Genomic DNA, 18593 nt, shown 5'->3' on the forward strand with positions numbered 1-18593 from the left:
GCCGTAGTGGCGCAGATTCATCGTTTTTCGGCCGGCGTCCGGTGAACGCACCGGTCGACCGGAACGGCAGCAGTTAGTGCGGGGTGAAGAAGCGCGCGCATGAATCGGGGGCGGAAGCGCTGTCAGTCGCGCTCCTCGTCTGATCGGAGAGGGAAGCGTCAGGCGTAGGCGCCGTCAAGATAGGGATCAACACTGCGCGCCGGGTCCGCCGAGACGCCCGTACGGTCCATGCCGGCCAGGGTGCGGGCACCGTCGGTGAACGGATCGACAGCCCGCGCGCCATCGGTGTATGCGTCGCGCGACTCCTGCACCGAACGGGCACCCTCGGTATACGGGTCCCGGGCGCCTGCATGGGACAGACCGGCGGCATGCGCACCGGCAGCGGCGGCAACCAGGGCGATGGCGAACACAAAACGCTTGGCGATGTTGGTAGTCATGATCGGTTTCCTTGAAAGTCTGCGTTGGATATGGCAGCCGCGGGATCGCATCGTTGCTGTTCGCCGGCGGGCTACGGAACGTATTTAAGGAGACCGATGTATCGTGCCTGTAGCGCGTAATGACCGTTTCCGTCAGTACGCGTATCGTTGCGGCGGCTTGATACAGTCGCGTACAAAAGTCTTGCGCGAACGGGCGGACCGCCATGGAACATGGGAAACTCATGGTGCACTTCCGTTCACTTGCTGAAGCGCGCCTCGAGCCAATCGAGGAACTCGTACTCGCTACGTTCGTTCCTGGCCTCCAGATACCGCTCGATCCCGCCGGGCAGCCTGGTCATCCGCGTCATCCGTGGGCTCCGCACCGCATTCGCCGCGCGCGTTCGGTTCGCCGAGCAGGCCGGCATCCGGGCGATGACGAAACGGCGAAGCTCTATCAATGGCACGGAAATTTCCGCCATGAGGCCGGTCCCGGCATCCGATGACTTGGTATGGCGCCGCCGGCAGATTGATGTCGCAGGGTATTGATTCGTCGCCAAGATGCTGGACAACAAAAATGGCCCAAGTTGCTGGGCGTTCGGCCGTCGTGATTGCACCGTGATGGCGTTTTGCAACGCATAACGCGATTGGGGGATAGTCGGAAGGGAGACTCATAACCATACTCACCAACGGCAGTCCGACTGCCTAACCGTGGTTCACTCAAAGGCCACCCGGCCCTGTGCGGATCTTTACACGGCATAATAATTAAAAAGGCGGCAGCACGCCTTGATGAAGTCGCGAAAAACATCCGGCTAAACGCCGAGGCGTGAGGGGTCAAAATGAGAGGCATTTCCATTCGCGCTGCCGTCACCGGCCAAGCGCCACAGATTATTAGCGTCCTCGAACAATGCGGGCTTGATGCTTCGGCCCTCAATCTATTTGCAACCACATTCCATATCGCCATCACCGAATCCTTGATCGTCGGTTGCGCCGGCGTGGAACGGCATGGTGATACAGCAATCATCGGGCCCGTCGCCGTGCTTGCCGATTACCGCGACCGTGGTATCGCTTCGTCTCTAGTGCAAGCTGCACTCATGCGCGCCCGGGCTGGAGGGTGTCGACAAGCAGTGATGTTAGCGATGCGTTTTGCGACTTACTTTAGTCGTCACGGGTTTACGTTGATGCCGAGCCGCGCGCTACCGGCAGAGGTACAAGCGTCACAGACATATCAATGTCAGGCCAATCCATCCGATGCCTGCATGAAATGCGACCTGATCTCCGGCTGACGTCCCTTAAGCGCCCGTTGGGCGTTGTATCGCGGTGAGGCCACACCCTTATCCATCATAGCGAGGAAGGCATCGCCCTCGAAACCGTCGCGTCACCCCAGTTCCTGGAGATTCCTTCGCGACGGTCCCTCAACCCGATCTGGTAATGCGGGTCAATCCAGCGTGATTCCTTCACGCTGGATCACAGCCCCCCAACTGGCATCCTCTTTCTCAATGCGCTTCGCGAAGTTTGCGGAGTCGATCATGACCACGTCGCCCTGCTGGCCTAACGCCGCCTTTGCCTTGCCGTCATCAAGCACCCCACGGGTGATCGAATGCAGCTTTTGCACAATCTGCGGCGGCGTGCCGGCCGGCGCGAGCATGCCGATCCAGAAGGTCACGTTGAAGGGCGCGATGCCGACTTCCTCCAATGTGGGCACTTCGGGCAACTGTGCCATGCGCTTTGACGAACTGACGGCGAGGGGTTTCAGCTTCCCTACCTTGATTTGAGGGAGGGCGCTCCAGGTGTCAAAGGCGGTCTCCAGTTCGCCACTCATCACGGCCATCTCCGCCTGCGCAGACGACTTGTAGGGAATATGCGTGGTCTTGACCTTTACCCGGTTGTTCAACATGGCGAAGCTGAGATGCGCAATATTGCCCGGGCCCGCCGATCCATAGCTGATTTTCCCGGGATACTGCGTGGCGAATTGCACAAGGTCCGCTACAGAGCCGACCGAATTCTTCAGCGACCACTCGGGGTTCGTGACCAGGATGAATGGCGCCTCGAGCACTAGCGTGACCGGCGTGAAGTCTTTCAGCTTGTAGTTGCTTTTCTTGTACACCTGATGGTTGATGGTGATGCTGCTGGAGTTCGTGAGCAGCAAGGTGTACCCGTCTGGCGCTGCCCTGGCAGCCTCTGCCACGCCAATCAACCCGTTCGCTCCCGCCTTGTTGTCCACGATCACGGGCTGCCCCAGGGATTTGCTGAGGTGCTCCGACACAACGCGCGCCACGGTATCGGTGAATGACCCGGCCGGGAATGGAACGATCATCCTGATCGGCTTGTTCGGCCAGCTTGCATTCTGGGCTGCGGCCGGACCGGAAATTGCGCCAGTCAGGACGACCAGCGCAGCGACAGCCATTCTGAATCGGCCTGCGACCATCTGGCGGCGCGACGTAAATTTGAGTTCCTTCATTCTTGTCTCCTGTTCTTGGGTAGTAGTCTTCGAAGCTTTTGCTGGCCTTACGCCACCCCTTTCGAGGACTTTGGCTTCGCGGTTTTTCCTGTGATGCCCATGCGTTCCAGGTCCGCGATCTGCCCTGCGCTCAGTCCGAGCACGCGAGTCAACACCTCCTCAGTGTGTTCTCCCAGGGTCGGGGCGGCGTTGCGGATCGGCATGGGCTCGCTTCCAGTGCGAAACCAGGCGGTGCTGGCCGTGTACATGCCACTGTGGGCACGTTCGACGCCACGCCAGAATCCCCGTGCGTGCAGGTGGGCGTCCTGCAGCACCTGTGACATGGGCCGAACCACACCCGCGGCAATGCCCGCCCGTTGCAACAGGCGCATTGCCTCTTCCGGGTCCCGGACCTTGCTCCAGGACGTGATGGCCGCGTCGATCCTGTCCTGCTGCGCACGACGCCCTGACACCTGGGCAAGCTGCGCATCCGCGGCGAGGTCCTCCCTCCCGATCACACGACACAGGGCAGGCCATTGCGCGTCAGTGACAGTCAGAACGATCCACGCGTCGTCGCCTGCGCAGCGGAAACACCCATGCGGGACGTGCATGGGATGCCGGTTACCCAGGCGAGGAGAGACCGTTCCGGAGACCGATTGCTCCAGGATGAACGGCGCAGCCATTGGCAACATGGCCTCGACCTGTGACAGGTTGACATGTCGGCCTTCACCGGTGGCTTGCTGCACGAACAGCGCCAGCAACATTGCGGCCCCTGCATTCAAGCCGCCTATCGGATCACCATAGGCGTACGACGTCATGGCCGGCGGCCCCTCCGGGTGGCCCGTATGAAGCGGCAGCCCGCTGGCTTGCTCCAGCGTGCCGCCGTACGCGCGGGTGTTGCTCCACGCGTTTCCAAGCCCGAATGCCGGCATCGACAGCATGACCAGTCGCTCGTTCACGGCTCGCAGTGCTTCGTAGTCCGAGCCCAGCTTCGGCAAGACCTCGGCAGAGTAGTTTTCGATCACCGCGTCCGCGCGCGCCGCCAACTGCAGCAGCAGCTGCTTTCCCTCGGGGCGCGTCAAGTCCAGGGTGATTCCCAGCTTGTTGCGGTTCATCAGGTTGAAGTTTGAATTCTTCTCGTACAGCCTGTCCCGATAGAACGCTTCAGTGAAGTTGGCGCCGCGCCACCAGTCCGGGTAGCCGGTGCTTTCGACCTTGATGATTTCCGCGCCAAAATCGGCCAAGGTTCGCGACGCCAGGGGGCCCGCCCAGCCCATCGTCAGGTCGACAACACGAATGCCCTGCAGCGGCAGTTGCTCAGCAGACGTTCGCCGGAGCTGCAGACGGGGGTGGTGATCCAGGCCGGATGTCCGATAGAGGGAATTATGGGTGCCCTTCGCCGGAGCCGATCCGCCCGGCAACGGGCCGGCCGCATCGAGGCATAGCGGCACAACGGGGCCTTCGAAGGAAACTCCCCCTACTTCGACCGGGACGAATGCGTTGCGCTGCCGATGCACTTCCTGGCTGAGCAACTCCGCCATGGTGGGGACGATGACAGTCGGATGCTTCTTGTCGCCGAGGATCTCGAACCACTCCCGGGCCGTCCGCGTGAGAAACGCGGGTATGAGCAGCGCGTCGATCTCGTCCGCCCGGGCCATGCGCTCCTGGCCGTTTGCGAAGCGGGGATCGCCGGCCAGCTCGGGGCGCCCGATCGCCTCGCACAGCGCCACCCACTGAGGCAGCGTGTGCGTGAAGATTCCAATCCACCCCTCCGAGGTCTGGTAGATGCCACCCGGATGCGTGCCGCAGAACCGGTTGACGCCGAGGCGCCGAAGCGGGTGGCGCTTGTCCGGCACCATGCCTGCTTCCATTTCGACCACGCTGAAAATGGCCTCGTGCACACTTAGCACGTATCGGCGGCTGCCTTGCGCGCGTCCGATCAGGGCCGCGACAGCGGCCGAGAATGCGGCAAGCCCGACGACGACCGCGGTCTGCATGTCGTGCGGCATGTGGGGCGGCCCCTCCACCGGGCCACTCCCATGCACGGCGCCAGCTAGGCCTCGGCACACAGCTTCTGCGCCTGCGTACTGACTGTAGGGCCCGCTCTCACCGAACCAGGTCAGCGCCACCTCGATCGGCTCGTGCCCTTGCTGCTCGCCTGTATTTCCGGACCAGACCGGCCTGGCAAGGATGACCGGCCCCTCGGTCAGCGCGCGGGCATCCAGGACCACATCGCAGGTTCGCGCGAGCTGTGCCAGCCATGCACTGTCCTCGGCGCTTCCGACATCCGCAGTGACGCTGCGCTTGCTGGTATTCAGCCAGGCAAAGAGCGCGCTTTCCGGCTGCGCGGCACCAGGAATGCAGACCATGGGCGGCATCTGCCGCCAGGCGTCGCCCGCCGGACTTTCCACCTTGATCACTTCGGCACCGAAGTCAGAGAACAACTTGCCCGCGTACGCAAGCGCCGGACCGGTGCCGACCTCCAGTACGCGCAGCCCACTCAACGCCAGTTGCGCAGTGTCAGGACCATTCTTCCTCATGGAACCCTTTTGTGTATGCATGGCGATCACCAGGCATCGATGAACGAGCGGCGCTCTCTGCGGCTTCGAACGCCGGCGGATGCTATACCCTGGACAATCCATTTCCGTGTCTGGGCAGGGTCAATCACGGCATCAATCTCCACAGCAGCGGCCGTGTTGATTGCGTGGCCACGCTCATAGGACTGTGCAACCAGCTGTTCGAACAGCGCTTTACGCTCGGCCCCGTCCGGAACGGCTTCGAGCTCCTTCTTGAAGCCCAGCCTGACCGCGCCTTCCAGACCCATCGGACCGAACTCGCCGGTCGGCCACGAGATGGTGAAATTCGCTGACCGGAAGCCACCACCCGCCATTGCCATGGCGCCAAGGCCATAGCCTTTGCGCAACGTAACGGCCAGCAAACCGACGCGCAGCTTGGCCGCCGTGAGGAACATGCGCGACACATGCCGCACCTGGGCGCGTGCCTCGACCTCCGGCCCGACCATGAACCCAGGGGTGTCGATCAGCGAGATGATCGGCAGCCCGTGCGCATCGCACAACTGCATGAAGCGCGCCGCCTTGTCGGCGGCATCCGCATCGATGGCGCCCCCGAGGTGATATGGGTTATTGGCCATGATGCCCACGGGTTGCCCTTCCACGCGGGCAAGCGCCGTGTGGATGCCCGCGCCGAAGCCGCTGCGCAGCATCAGCACACTGCCGATGTCCGCGATCCCCTCGATGGCTTTACGGGTGTCGTACACGCGTAACCGGTTCTCGGGTACGACGTGCCGCAAGCCCAGGGAATCTGGTGCGCTCCAGTGCGCCACGCGCCCCTGGAACATGGACAGGTAGTGCTTCGCCACCTGCACGGCTTCCGCCTCGTTCTCTACCAGGACATCGACCACGCCATTGGCGAATTGCACCGAAGCCGGACCAACGTCCTCGGGGCTGAAGACCCCGAGGCCACCACCCTCGATCATCGCCGGTCCTGCCATGCCGATGTTCGCGGACCGGTCAGCAATGATGACGTCGCAACAGCCCAGGAAGGCCGCATTACCGGCAAAGCAGCGCCCCGAAACGATGCCGACTACCGGGACATTCCCGTTGAGATCCGCAAATGCGGCAAACGACGGCTGATACAGGCCGGACACCGAAGGAAAGTCCACGTCGCCGGGCCGCCCGCCACCGCCTTCGGCGAAGAGCAAGAGAGGGAGTTCATCACGCAGCGCAACCTCGACGATGCGATCGGTCTTGATATGGTTGCGCTTGCCTTGCGTACCCGCCAGCACCGTGGCGTCATAGGCCATCACCGCACTGCGCGCCCGGTCCTGACCGACAAGTCCTCCGTTGACGTTGCCGATGCCGGTGATCAGTCCATCCGCGGGGGTGTTGGCAATGAGGTCCTGCTGGCTGCGCCGGGAGGCCTGCGCCGCAAGCGCCAGCGCGCCATACTCGACGAAGGTATCCGGGTCGCACAGGTCCGCGACGTTCTCACGGGCCGTGCGCTGCCCGCGCGAACGGCGTTTCGCTACCGCGTCGGGACGCGCGGCGTCATCCAGGTACGCATGCCGGTCCAGCACGCGCTGGAGGTCTGCACGGATCGCATGGGGGTCGACCTTCTGGGCGGCATCCACGGATACGCCATCGGCCTCGACCTGCTCCAGCACGATCAGGATCTGACCTTCGGATGCCAGGGCTCCCTTCTCCAGTCGCAGGTCGACCACACGGCCGCCACATTCCGCTGCGATCGCGTGCTCCATCTTCATGGCGTCGAGCACCGCAACCGTCTGCCCCGGCTTGACGATGTCGTCAAGCTGCACCGAGATCTCCACCACGCGGCCGGTCAGCGGAGCGCGGATCGCCACCAACCCTTCGTCCACCACCTCCTCAATATCGGGGGACCGTGGCGTATGCGCAGCCGGCGGGCGGCCAGCGCCCGCGAAGAGCGCCTCCTGCGCACGCTCGGCATCCGCAATGGCCTCCGCCGATGCCATCAGCTCCGGCAGTATCCCTTCGAAGTGCCGTGTGTGTACCAGTTGCGTGAGGAAGTCGTCGCGCTGCGCGAGGGCCCGCAGCAGGTTGAGGTTGGTCGGCACCCCCACGATCCGGAACTCCGCAAGGCTACGCTGCAGACGCCGCACCGCGACCTCGAACCCGGGCGCCGCACTGCTCACGATCAGCTTTGCCAGCAAGGTGTCGAAGTTGGGCGACGGCTCATAGCCGGTGTAGCCGTGGGAGTCGACGCGAACGTCAGGCCCCGAAGGCGGGTCGAAGCGCTCCAGGCGGCCGTGAGCCGGGCGTGCCAGGCCCTGCGCGTCGGTCATTTCCGCGTTGACGCGAACCTGGATGGCGTATCCCCTGGGTTGCGGCGGCGAAGCGGGATCCAGGCCAAGATCACTTAAGGACCGCCCCGCTGCCAGCCCGATCTGCAGCGCGACAAGATCAACCCCGGTGACTTGCTCGGTGATGGTGTGCTCGACCTGCAAGCGGGGATTGGCCTCGATGAAGACAAAGTCCTTTTGCTCGCCGGCCCCAGTTTCCTCGACCAGGAACTCGAAGGTGCCCAGGCTCTGGTAGTTGACGCGGCGCGCCAGCCTGAGCGCGGCCTTGATGATCTGCTCGCGCAGCTGCGGCCTGAGTACCGGGCTGGGGGCGATCTCCACCAGTTTCTGGAAGCGGCGCTGCAAGGTGCAGTCTCGCTCGCCGAGGGCGATCACCTGGGCCCCGTCGCCGGCAATCTGCACTTCGATATGGCGCGCCCGGCTGACCAGCCGCTCGGCGTACAGCGCGTCAACGCCAAACGCGGAGCTCGCCTCCGACCGGCAGCGCGCGTAGGCTTCGGCCAGGTCCTCGCGCCGCCGGACCACGCGCATGCCACGGCCGCCCCCGCCGCCAACGGCCTTGATGACCACGCCGGCATCGCCTTGCGCATCAAAGAAACTGGTGATTTCCTCGAGAGACGCGCCGCCTCTCGTTGCGGGCATGACGGGAACGTCGCTCTCCGCCGCCAGCTGCAGCGCCCGCCCCTTGTCTCCGAAGAGCGCAAGGTGCTCGACCGTCGGGCCGATGAACCGGATCCCGGCGTCAATACACGCCTGGGCGAAATCAGCCCGCTCGCTCAGGAAACCATAGCCAGGGTGGACGGCGTCGCAACCGGATTCCTTCGCTGCGGCGATGATCCCCGCAATGTTGATATAGGCCGACGGGCCCGCCCCATCGAGGGAACGCGCCTCGTCAGCCAGCATGCGGTGCCGCGCGCTAATGTCGTCTTGCGAATAGACCGCGACTGTGCCGATATCCAGGTCGCGTGCAGCGCGCAGGACGCGCAACGCAATCTCTCCTCGATTGGCGATCAACAGCTTTTTCAATTCAGTCTCCTCATTCAAACTACGATGTCAGTGCCGAGCCCGCAGGTCGGTCATACCGCCGGCAGGAAACGGCAGGATGATGGTCATTGGCTTGCGCGACCAATTGCCCAGTGCTCGCGCCGTGGTTGCGGCCACGGCGGCAGATATTGGGTTGCGAGAGAGCGTGCGCAGGCCTTGCCGGCGCCTGGTCAGTCGTCTCCATTGTGGTGATCGAGAATCCGGAGAAGCGGCGCTCAAGGCCGGATGCCAAATCGGCTGATGCCGCCTTCGCGCAGTGGTGCCGCCAGATCGGCGAACTCGCACAGCAGCGTGCGGGTCTCGCGCGGATCGATGATGTCTTCGATGACGAACGCCTCGGCGCTGCGGAACGGCGAGGTCAGGCTGCGCACGCGCTGCTCGATCTCGGCGCGCTTCTGCACGGGATCGTCAGCGCCTTCGATCTCGGCCTTGTAGGCGACTTCGAGTCCGCCTTCGATCGCCAGTGAGCCCCAGTTGGCAGATGGCCAGGCGTAGCGGAAGTTGAACCGCCCCATGTGCTGGTGGCCGGCTGCCGGCACGCCGTACGCGCGGCGCAGGATGACCGAGCACCACGGCACGGTCGCCTGGTAGACCGCGGCCAGCGCGCGCACGCCGTAACGCATGGCCCCTGCCTTCTCGGTCTCCAGGCCGACCTGGAAGCCGGCGATATCGACCAGGTTGACCACGGGCAGGTGGAAGGCCTGCGCCATGTCGACAAAGCGGGTGAATTTCTCCGCGGTGTCGCTGTCCCAGCCGCCACCATAGAAGTACGGATCGCTGGCGACGACGGCCACCGGCCACCCGTCCAGCCGGGCCAGGCCCGTGACGATGGCGCAGCCCCAGTGCCTGCCGAGCTCGAAAAAGGAATCGGCATCCACCAGCGCCTGCACGATCGGGCGTATCTTGTAGACGGCACGGCTGTCCCGCGGAATGGCTGACAGCAGCCATTCGTCGCGGCGCGCCGGATCGTCGGCCGACTCGGTCCGCGGCGGCAGTTCGTAGACCGAGGCCGGCAGGTAGGAAAGGAAACGGCGTGCGCACTCGAAGGCCTCCTGCTCGGTGGCGACCTCATCATCCACCACGCCGTTGCGGGTATGAATGTGGCTGCCGCCCAGCTCGTTCTTGGTCAGCTTCTGGCCAACGCGCGCCACCACAGGCGGGCCTGCGTTGAACAGTTGCGAGGTTTCCCTGACCATCACCGAATAGTGGCTGGCGGCCACACGCGCCGCGCCCATGCCCGCCACCGATCCCAGCGCCAGGGACACCACCGGTACCACGGACATGTTCTCCACCACGTGCTCCCAGACCTTCATGGTGGGGATCAGGGTGTGGCCCTTGATCTCGATATTGCGCACCGAGCCGCCACCGCCAGTGCCGTCCACCAGCCGGACCATCGGCAGGCGCAGGTCGTGCGCCATCTTCTCGGCGTGGATCAGCTTGTCCCCCACTGCGCCATCATTGGCGCCGCCGCGCACGGTGAAGTCGTCCCCCACCAGCACCACCGGGCGCCCGCCGATGCGCGCCCGGCCCATGACCAGGTTCGACGGGACCAGGTCCACCAGCCGCCCGTTACTGTCATAGCGGCCGCTGCCGCTCAGCCCGCCGACCTCCCGGAACGACCCCGGGTCGGCGATCCCGGTGATGCGCTCGCGCACGGTAAGCTTGCCGGCCGCCCTGTGGCGCTCTACTTTGTCTTCGCCACCCATGCGGGCGGCGAGCCGCCGCCGGTAGTCCAGTTCGTCGATTTCAGGCTGCCAAGTCACAGCTTGTCTCCCGTTGATGTCGGCGGAATATGTGCTGGCGTCAGTACCGCACTAACCATGCCACCCTGAAGACACTTGCATGGCCCTTGATTTCATTGAGGAATTTCCTGGGCATGGCTATCATGTCCGCTACAACGACAGATTGTGTCCGCACTGAGGACACCAATGGAGACGGCCTGTGTCCTCAACAACAACACCACGGTCAGCAGCCGAAACCGTCGCGCTTGGTGCCCTGGTACGTTTGCGCGATGGCGGCCGGGTGGCCGCGGTCGGCGCCTGTGCCGACCCCGCCATTGCGGACGCGGCGGAATCCGCCTGCGAGCGTGCAACGGACCAGGTCAATGGGCGCAGGCTTTTTCCCGTTGAGGCCGGCGCTCACCGCTACATCGGCCTGTGCCTGGAAGACAGTCACCATCAACTGATCCTTCTGCACCGCGCCGACACAAAGGCGGTGCTGCTTGACTTCCTTGGCACGGTCCCCTTTGCGGGTGCGATCCTCGACCACTTCCTGACTGGCCCATACCAAGCCATCACCGTGGCCGACCAGGAAGGCCGGGTACGCTTTATCAGCCCCGTGCACGAGAAATTCCTGGGCCTGGACGCCGGCGCAGGCATTGGCCGCCCCGCGGCGAACGTCATCCCGAACTCACGGCTGCCGCAGGTGGTGGCGAGCGGGAAGGCCGAGATCGGGCAGCTGCAGCAGATGAACGGCATCGCCCGCGTGGTCAACCGCATCCCCATCCGCCAGGACGGCAAAGTGGTTGGGGCAATCGGCCAGATCATGTTCAAGGGGCCGGAAGCCATTGTGCGCATGCACAACGAGTTGTCTGAGTTGCGCTCGCAGGTGGCGCATTACCAGCGCGAGCTCGATGGCCTGCGGGAAGGCCCGTCTCTCCCTGGCCTGATCGGTGAAAGCGCGCCGATGCAGCGCCTGCGCCGGGAGATCCAGACCGTGGCACGCCTTGACGTGCCGGTGCTGATCCTGGGCGAAAGCGGCACCGGCAAGGAACTGGTGGCCCGCGGCATTCACGTGGCCGGGCGGGAGCCGGTCAACGAACGGCCGTTGGTCAGCCTCAACCTGGCGGCCCTGCCCGCCACGCTGATCGAGTCCGAACTGTTCGGCCATGCGCCCGGCGCCTTCACCGGAAGCCGGCGCCAGGGGCAGGCCGGCAAGCTCGAACTGGCGGCCGGTGGCACCGTTTTCCTCGACGAAGTGGCGGACATCCCGATGGAGATGCAGGTCAAGCTGCTGCGGGTGCTGGAGGACCACATGGTCGAACGCCTGGGCAGCCGCCGCGCGCAGCGGGTGGACTTCCACCTGATCTCTGCCACCAATCGCGATATCCCCTCGCTTATCGACGCCGGGCGCTTCCGCCTTGACCTGTACTACCGGCTTAGCGGCGTGGTGCTGCGCATTCCGGCCCTGCGGCAGCGGCGCGAGGATATTCCCGCCCTGCTGCAGCATTTTGTTGGCGCCTTCTGCGAGCGCAACAACGTGCCCGTGCCCAGGATAGATCACGAGGTGGCGCGGCACCTTGCCGGCCAGCCCTGGCCTGGCAATGTGCGCCAGTTGCGCCAGCGCATCGAGGAGGCGCTGGTGTTCTGCGACGGCCGCACGCTGGGCGTCGCGGATTTTGCACGTGGGGAATCGGCGCGCGAGTCAGTGAGCATGGAAAGTCCGCTCGGCGTGCATCCGCTGGCCCAAGCGTATCCGCACGAGGATAGCGAAGCGGGCGGGCCGCCATCCCCCTCACCCACTGCCTGGTCATCCAGCGAGCCCGCGGCGGGCATGAGCGAGCTCGCCTATGCCGCAGTGGTTGACGCCATCGCACGCCACAACGGCAACAAGAAGCGCGCCGCCGAGCAATTGCGGATCTCCCGCTCCCACCTATACAAGCTCCTGGAGCGCGGGCCGGGTGGCTAACCACTCCGGTTCGCGCACCGGCCCGGCGCACGCTGTTTGCGGTGCATGGCTGGCCTCGCTGCTGGCGCAGAATCAGCTCTGCGCTCGATAACCCCGACCGTACCTGCCGAATTTGCCCTCCCTGTTTTTTGGCTACTCCCTTGAGGTGAACGAAGTCCATCTTGGTCTCCTTCCGAATGAGTTGGCAAGAGTCCATGAAGGCGCTGTTCCACCCACGAGCCAAGTCATTTCCCGGAGGCGTGCCTACTCGGATAGGTCGTTCAACTCATAGCTGGTGCTGCGCCCGCCTGCATCCGATTTCGGCAAGACGCCACGTGCGAGCAGATCAGTGATGTCGCGCAGCGCGGTGTCCGGAGAGCATTTGACGATCGCCGCCCACTTGGATGCGGTGACCGTGATAGAGCGATTTGCATTTCTTCATCGCACCATCTTGCTCAACCGCCTTGGTAACGTGACAGTTCCCCTCAAGCAAGTGCGCCCCGCCGGGTGCCGCCGAGGCAGCACAAAGAGCATGTGAGAGAACTGCATGCCCGCGAGCATTCCGCAGGACTGCCTGCACCACTGCGCAAGTAAGCCCTTGTCACATACCGTTGGACTGTCTTTAGAACTTGTGGCGAATACCCGCGGCGACACCGAGCATGTTGCTTTGGCCGCTGGCTAGCGTGTAGCTATTGCCAAGGGAAAGGCTGTTAGCAAAGCCAATCATCGGGGAATCCAGTCCCAGACCCGCATTCTTTGCATATGCCGTGGTCAGGTAGACATCAGTCCGCTTGGAAAGCGTGTAGTCCGCGATGAAGGCAACTTGCCATGGGTTCGGCACCGACTTGCTGGCGAAGAAGTTCTTGACGTTATCGTAGTTGTACTCAAGCGTCAGGCCAAGCGCCGGCGTCACCTGGTAGTTGGCGCCGATCCAGTAGAAGTCGTCGCGCTCGATCAGACTGCCATTCTGGTCCTTGTTCTGGCCCCAGCGATAGCCGCCCATGATCTTTGCCGCGCCGAACGCATAGCTTGCCGCGACCGTCGCCTTCTTGAAGCTGCCGCTGCCGAGGGCAGCAGCCGTTAACGGGTTGGAAATGGTTGGGTTGAACTGGTCGTACGCAACGGCCACACCGACAGGGCCAGAGATATAGGTCAACGCTGCGCCATAGGCGGTGTCGCGGCGGAACTGGCCCGGCACTTCGCCGTTGCCACCGAGCAACGGGCCATTGGCCACGGACGTCGGCAATGCCAGGCCGGTACCGAAGGACCAGTGTGCCAGTGCAGAGACCGAGCCGAACCGACCCGAGTACTTGATGGTGTTGTCCTCGCGGAAATTCGCACCAGTCAGCATCACGATCGGTTCATACTGGGTGGCAAAGGCTGCCGGCACGAAGTTCGCGATGCTCTCGAACATCGAAGTGTACTGACGGCCGAAGGTCACCTGGCCGAACTGCGTACTCTGCAGGCCTACGTATGCCTGTCGACCGAACAGGCGGCCGCCTTGCTGCGACGTGCCGGTATCCAGGTTAAAGCCACTCTCCAGTACGAAAACGGATTTCACGCCATTACCCAGATCTTCCACGCCGCGCAAGCCCCAACGCGACCCAGACAGGCCGCCGGAGTCCATGCGGTAGACATTGTTGGACGGGCCCGCATTGAACTTGTTGGCTGCGGTGGGAACGGCGCCGACATGGTTGGCGAACTCAACGTTTATATCCGCCACGCCATATAGCGTCACGCTGCTCTGTGCGTGTGCGCCGCCACCGCAGATGGCGCCCGCAGCGATGAGTGCGTGATTAAGCTTGCTCAGCTTGCTGAATGATCCCATTGCCTCCTCTCCTTTAGGTTATTTTTTTTGACTGTCACAAACGATGTCATCAGCCACGCGTGTCGCGGCCATGGCGAAGAACACCCCAAGTTACTTAGGGCTTCCCTCAACAGCAACCGCACCGACAAATCGGTTGCTCGGGCAGTTCCTTGAGTCCATGGACTGTACACTAGATATATTATTGTCGACAACAATAAATTTGAGCGCGGCAAACCAGCCATTGGTTTCCGGACCGATGCGTCGATGCACAAGAATGGCGAGAACAGCAGATGGGGCCTGAGGCGGCCTCAACCTCATGAGGCGAGCCGACAGCTATGATGAAGTGCCACCCGGCGGTGTGGATGATTGCAGCATCGCGAGGGTGGAGAGAGCCGTGGATGACGGTGAAGCCAGGCAAGCGCCGTCGCTCCACGCCGTCGTCGCCCCGCGGGCAATGCTTGACAGTGCTGCTCCGCGTAGCTACCGCGGTGGCAACCATCGGCACGAAGCATCAACAGAAGGAACTGCGTACCGCGGGCATCAAACGAGTAACCCTGATGGCCCGTAGGTGCAACTAGGCAGCCTTGCGCCGCCTGGCTGTTTGCGCAGTCTGCTCGCGCGTGCCCGAGTCTTTGCCGTCCTTTGAGACTACCGGAGCGCCGGGCTTCATCTTGAGAGCACGCAGCGCGGCATCCCTCGCCTCATCCAGCCGCTTCTGGGCAACGGAGAGCAGCAACTTTTCGTCACGCTTCTGCACCGCGTTATGAAGCGCACGCCAGGTCTTCAACGAAGCAGGAATGGATTGCGGAGCGGCAGATAGTCCAAGGCGAGCGTAGCGCAACGTGCGAAGCGATATGGATTGCAGCATGTCAACCAGCAATCTGTTGGCACACAAATCGACAATCGCAAAGTTCAGCAGAAAGCTCTCGACAGCATAGGCGTCGACCGACTCCTCCGCTGCCTTGGCAAGCTTCGGCATGCGCTCGTCGAGGACGTCCTGGAGCCCGTCCGAGTTCTCGCGCACAACCTGCTCCAGCATCGTAACGTAGAGTACGGCTCGAACCTTGAAGATATCGCGAAGCTCCATCTCGCCGGGCGCGGTGACGATGGCACCGCGCCTGGCCTGAAACTCGACCAGCCGGTCTCGTTCGAGGATGCGCATAGCCTCCCTGACTGGCGCGCGGCTTACATGCAGCACTTCGCTAATGTCTTTCTCTAGCAGACGCTGACCCGACCGGATTAGATCGAGCGTGATCACGCCAGCCAGTCTAGCGGCGATCTGTTCGGCAATGGGCGCGGATGCGCGTTCCCAGTCCTGCCCTCTTAGCACAGCGTGCTCAACGGCCAGCATCAGCTGATTTTTAGGCGTGAGGAGGCTAGAGAGATCCGGGATGTTTTCAGTCTTACTTCTGCTCATGGTTTCGAATACCGGTGTACTGTCCTGGACGCCGCATGGCTGCTGCGTAACTTCGGTATTCTATCCTTCCCCGGTCGTCGATCCGGCGCAACAGGATGAAGAACGCCGGCATTTGTGGCAGGGCTTGGCACCCTGGTGAAGGCGCCTTCATTACCCGGCGCGACGCGCTGACCAGACGGAAGATCTCCGCGATCCAGCGCAAAGAGCGTCCGTAATGACCTGGCCTGATGAAGGGTTATGCTCTGCTCGCCCGCGGAGGTGCTGTCTGTCGGCGCACGGTGCCGCTTGCGGCCCGGCTCTCCTTGGGGCTGCAACCGAATTGGGCGTGATACCAGCGTGAGAATCCGCTTGGCGCGGAAAAACCTAGCAGGGTCGCCACCTCGGTCAACGGACGATCGCTCTCGATGACGTGACGCGCCGCGAGTTCCGTGCGGATATCGTTAACGATCGACGAGAAGCTCTGCCCCTGTTCCGCCAGCCGGCGCTGGACCGTGCGGCACACCACGCCCAGGTGCTCGGCCACCTGTTCGATGCTGCAGCGCCCACTGGGCAACAGCAGAAGGATCGTGCGCCGCACGTCCTCAAGCATCGTCGCCTGCTGCGACATGGCAGACGCGTCTATCAACTGCTGCGCGTAGCGCACCATGGCCGGATCGGCCGACGGGTTGCGTGCATCGAGATCGGCCTTCGCGCAGATGATGCAGTTGAAGTCATAGTCGAACTCGACGTGAGGGCCAAAGAACCGTTGGTGCGTACTAAGGTCGCGCGGCGCCGGGTGCTCGAAGCATACGCGCCGCGGCTCCCAGTCGGGCTTGAGGAGCTGGCGTATCAGCCGCACCATTACCCCTAGCGCCAGTTCAACCCTTTGGCGCGTTGGCTGATGTGCGTTGCCAGCCATTACCGCCTCGCGAATAATGACCAGTCCTCCGCATTCCTCTACCGCCAGCGACAGCGCACCGTTGAGCATCGCTTGGTAGCGCATCAGCATGCCAAGCGAGTCGCGCAGCGTTGCCTGGTCGCGGATCAGCAATCCTACCGCCCCAAGATTGGACAATAGGCGCGACTCGGCCATGCACAGCCCGAAACTCTCGTTGCCTGACAGGGTTGCGGACGCCTGGAGCAGGCGTCCAAAACGCTCGACTGGAATCATGAGGTCCGGCTCGCGCAGTACGCTCGGACTTATCCCTGCGTCAAAGAGCATTCGCACCGGATCCAGCCCGGCGGCACGAGCGACCTCGCTGTAGTTCGTGAGGGCCGCGGCGCGGACAAGTAACGACATCGGGGAACTGACGTAGGAGGTTGACATAGAATGATAAATGCCTGTCATGTATTGTCAAGCGGGAGAAACCCGCGACGCCCAAACTCGCTAGCATCGAAGGGCATAATCGGCAATGGGAGACAAACGTTCATGATTCAACGCCTCAATGCGGCACCCGCAGCGGTCCGCGCAACCTCTCTGGGCAACTCGATCCGGGTCGAGCCAGTCACTTGCACGATCGGTGCGGAGCTCAGCAACGTCAACCTGGGCGCGGCTGCCGAGGACGACCAACTGATGGCCGAAATCCGGGCCCTGCTCTTAAAGTATCGCGTGCTGTTCTTCCGCGACCAGGACATCACTCGCGCGCAGCACGTGGCCTTTGCGCGCCGCTTTGGCGAGCTGGAGGACCATCCAGTGGTGGGCAGCCACCCCGATTACCCCGGACTGGTTCAGATCTACAAAACCCCGGACAGTCCTCCCGAACGCAACGAGAATTCCTGGCATACCGATGCCACCTGGCGCGAAAAGCCTCCGTTGGGCTGCGTGCTGCGCTGTATCGAATGCCCGCCTGTGGGTGGCGACACGATGTGGGTCAACATGGTCGAGGCCTACAACCAGTTGCCCGAGGATATCAAGACGAAGATCGCCTCATTGCGCGCGCGCCACAGCATCGAGGCAAGCTTCGGCGCCGCGATGCCGATCGAAAAGCGTCTTGCACTGAAGGCTCAGTACCCGGACGCCGAGCACCCGGTGGTGCGCATTCATCCCGAAACCGGAGAGAAGGTGCTATTCGTCAACGGGAGTTTTACGACGCACTTCACAAATTACAACGTGCCGGCCAACGTCCGCTATGGGCTAGACAAGGCGCCGGGTGCCAGTAATTTGCTTAACTACCTGGTCAGCCAGGCCACCATCCCCGAATACCAGGTGCGTTTTCGCTGGAAGAAAAACAGTGTTGTGTTCTGGGACAACCGCTCAACCCAGCACTACGCAGTGATGGATTACCCCCCGTGTCACCGAAAGATGGAGCGCACCGCCATCATCGGTGACGCGCCTTACTGAAAGATCGACATGGCCTCTACGAAAACGACCGTTCTCATCGTCCCTGGCTTGCGTGACCATGTGCCGGAACACTGGCAGACCCTGCTGGCGGCGAAGCTGCCTAGCGTGGTCAGCGTCGCCCCGCTTGAGCAAGACAAGCTGAGTTGCGCTGCCCGCGTCGACGCGATCGATCGCGCTCTGGCCACCATCGAGGGGCAGGTGATCATCGTGGCGCACAGCGCAGGCGCGATGATGGTCGCCCATTGGGCGGCGCGAGGCGCCGCACGCGAGATCCTCGGCGCACTGCTTGCAGCACCCGCGGACCTCGAGACGCCCATGCCGGCAGGCTACCCCACAACCGACACACTGAGCGATCACGGCTGGCTGCCGATCCCTCGCAGCAAATTGCCGTTTCCGAGCATCGTTGCGGCAAGCAGCAACGATCCTCTAACGCGCCTCGATCGCGCCCGTGACCTGGCGCAGGCGTGGGGCAGTCGCTTCGTCGAACTCGGCGAGGTCGGGCATCTGAATCCCGCTTCAGGCTATGGCGAGTGGCCGCAGGCCGAAGAGTTCATTCGCGAACTCTCGTGACCGAAACATGGCCGAGTGCCACCGGCCGGGAAAAAAGGACCTGGACTGCGGGAATTAA

At 63.2% G+C, this 18593-nt stretch carries 13 protein-coding genes and 1 pseudogene; 4 read left to right on the forward strand and 10 right to left on the reverse strand.

The window, feature by feature from the left end:
- Positions 1-158: 158 nt before the first annotated feature.
- Together ACZY0R_RS25835 and ACZY0R_RS25840 are read right to left on the reverse strand one after the other, a co-directional pair.
- Positions 159-437: a hydroxyquinol 1,2-dioxygenase gene (locus ACZY0R_RS25835; RefSeq protein ID WP_488862334.1), complete on the reverse strand. Its 279-nt coding sequence runs from the start codon at positions 435-437 to the stop codon at positions 159-161.
- A 236-nt stretch (positions 438-673) separates the two neighbouring features.
- Entirely contained in the window at positions 674-895 is a 222-nt protein-coding gene (locus tag ACZY0R_RS25840; protein ID WP_488862336.1) for a hypothetical protein, read from the reverse strand.
- 357 nt (positions 896-1252) lie between these two features.
- On the opposite strand from ACZY0R_RS25840, the gene ACZY0R_RS25845 reads away from it, so the two are divergent.
- On the forward strand, positions 1253-1699 hold the full coding sequence (locus ACZY0R_RS25845) for a GNAT family N-acetyltransferase (RefSeq protein ID WP_488862338.1): 447 nt from the start codon (positions 1253-1255) through the stop codon (positions 1697-1699).
- Between the two features lie 152 nt (positions 1700-1851).
- Here ACZY0R_RS25845 and ACZY0R_RS25850 read toward each other — a convergent pair whose 3' ends face one another.
- The 4 genes from ACZY0R_RS25850 to ACZY0R_RS25865 form a co-directional block, all read right to left on the reverse strand.
- The gene (locus ACZY0R_RS25850; protein ID WP_488862340.1) at positions 1852-2874 is read right to left on the reverse strand and encodes a Bug family tripartite tricarboxylate transporter substrate binding protein; all 1023 of its coding nucleotides are present in this window, start codon (positions 2872-2874) and stop codon (positions 1852-1854) included.
- 47 nt (positions 2875-2921) lie between these two features.
- Positions 2922-5393, reverse strand: coding sequence for a CaiB/BaiF CoA-transferase family protein (locus ACZY0R_RS25855; protein ID WP_488866166.1), 2472 nt, complete (start codon positions 5391-5393; stop codon positions 2922-2924).
- A gap of 26 nt (positions 5394-5419) precedes the next feature.
- Positions 5420-8737, reverse strand: a complete 3318-nt coding sequence (locus tag ACZY0R_RS25860) for an acetyl-CoA carboxylase family protein (protein WP_488862342.1) — start codon at positions 8735-8737, stop codon at positions 5420-5422.
- A 233-nt stretch (positions 8738-8970) separates the two neighbouring features.
- Entirely contained in the window at positions 8971-10518 is a 1548-nt protein-coding gene (locus ACZY0R_RS25865) for an acyl-CoA carboxylase subunit beta (protein ID WP_488862344.1), read from the reverse strand.
- 178 nt (positions 10519-10696) lie between these two features.
- On the opposite strand from ACZY0R_RS25865, the gene ACZY0R_RS25870 reads away from it, so the two are divergent.
- Complete coding sequence (locus ACZY0R_RS25870; RefSeq protein WP_488862346.1) at positions 10697-12442, forward strand: sigma-54 interaction domain-containing protein; 1746 nt, start codon at positions 10697-10699, stop codon at positions 12440-12442.
- Between the two features lie 243 nt (positions 12443-12685).
- Here ACZY0R_RS25870 and ACZY0R_RS25875 read toward each other — a convergent pair.
- The 4 genes and pseudogenes from ACZY0R_RS25875 to ACZY0R_RS25890 form a co-directional block, all read right to left on the reverse strand.
- Positions 12686-12835, reverse strand: a pseudogene (locus ACZY0R_RS25875) (DUF4172 domain-containing protein); the annotation flags it as partial.
- A 208-nt stretch (positions 12836-13043) separates the two neighbouring features.
- Positions 13044-14249, reverse strand: a complete 1206-nt coding sequence (locus tag ACZY0R_RS25880; protein ID WP_488862348.1) for a porin — start codon at positions 14247-14249, stop codon at positions 13044-13046.
- 553 nt (positions 14250-14802) lie between these two features.
- On the reverse strand, positions 14803-15645 hold the full coding sequence (locus tag ACZY0R_RS25885) for a GntR family transcriptional regulator (protein WP_488862349.1): 843 nt from the start codon (positions 15643-15645) through the stop codon (positions 14803-14805).
- A 235-nt stretch (positions 15646-15880) separates the two neighbouring features.
- Complete coding sequence (locus ACZY0R_RS25890; RefSeq protein ID WP_488866168.1) at positions 15881-16924, reverse strand: AraC family transcriptional regulator; 1044 nt, start codon at positions 16922-16924, stop codon at positions 15881-15883.
- Positions 16925-17053: 129 nt separating this feature from the next.
- Here ACZY0R_RS25890 and ACZY0R_RS25895 point away from each other — a divergent pair, with 129 nt between their 5' ends.
- Both ACZY0R_RS25895 and ACZY0R_RS25900 read left to right on the forward strand, forming a co-directional pair.
- Positions 17054-17965 carry a TauD/TfdA dioxygenase family protein gene (locus ACZY0R_RS25895; RefSeq protein ID WP_488862351.1) on the forward strand — a complete coding sequence of 304 codons (912 nt, stop codon included), beginning with the start codon at positions 17054-17056 and terminating at the stop codon, positions 17963-17965.
- Between the two features lie 9 nt (positions 17966-17974).
- Positions 17975-18535, forward strand: a complete 561-nt coding sequence (locus ACZY0R_RS25900) for an RBBP9/YdeN family alpha/beta hydrolase (RefSeq protein ID WP_488862353.1) — start codon at positions 17975-17977, stop codon at positions 18533-18535.
- The last annotated feature ends 58 nt before the right edge of the window (positions 18536-18593 follow it).

This window comes from Cupriavidus sp. F041 (assembly GCF_057814235.1).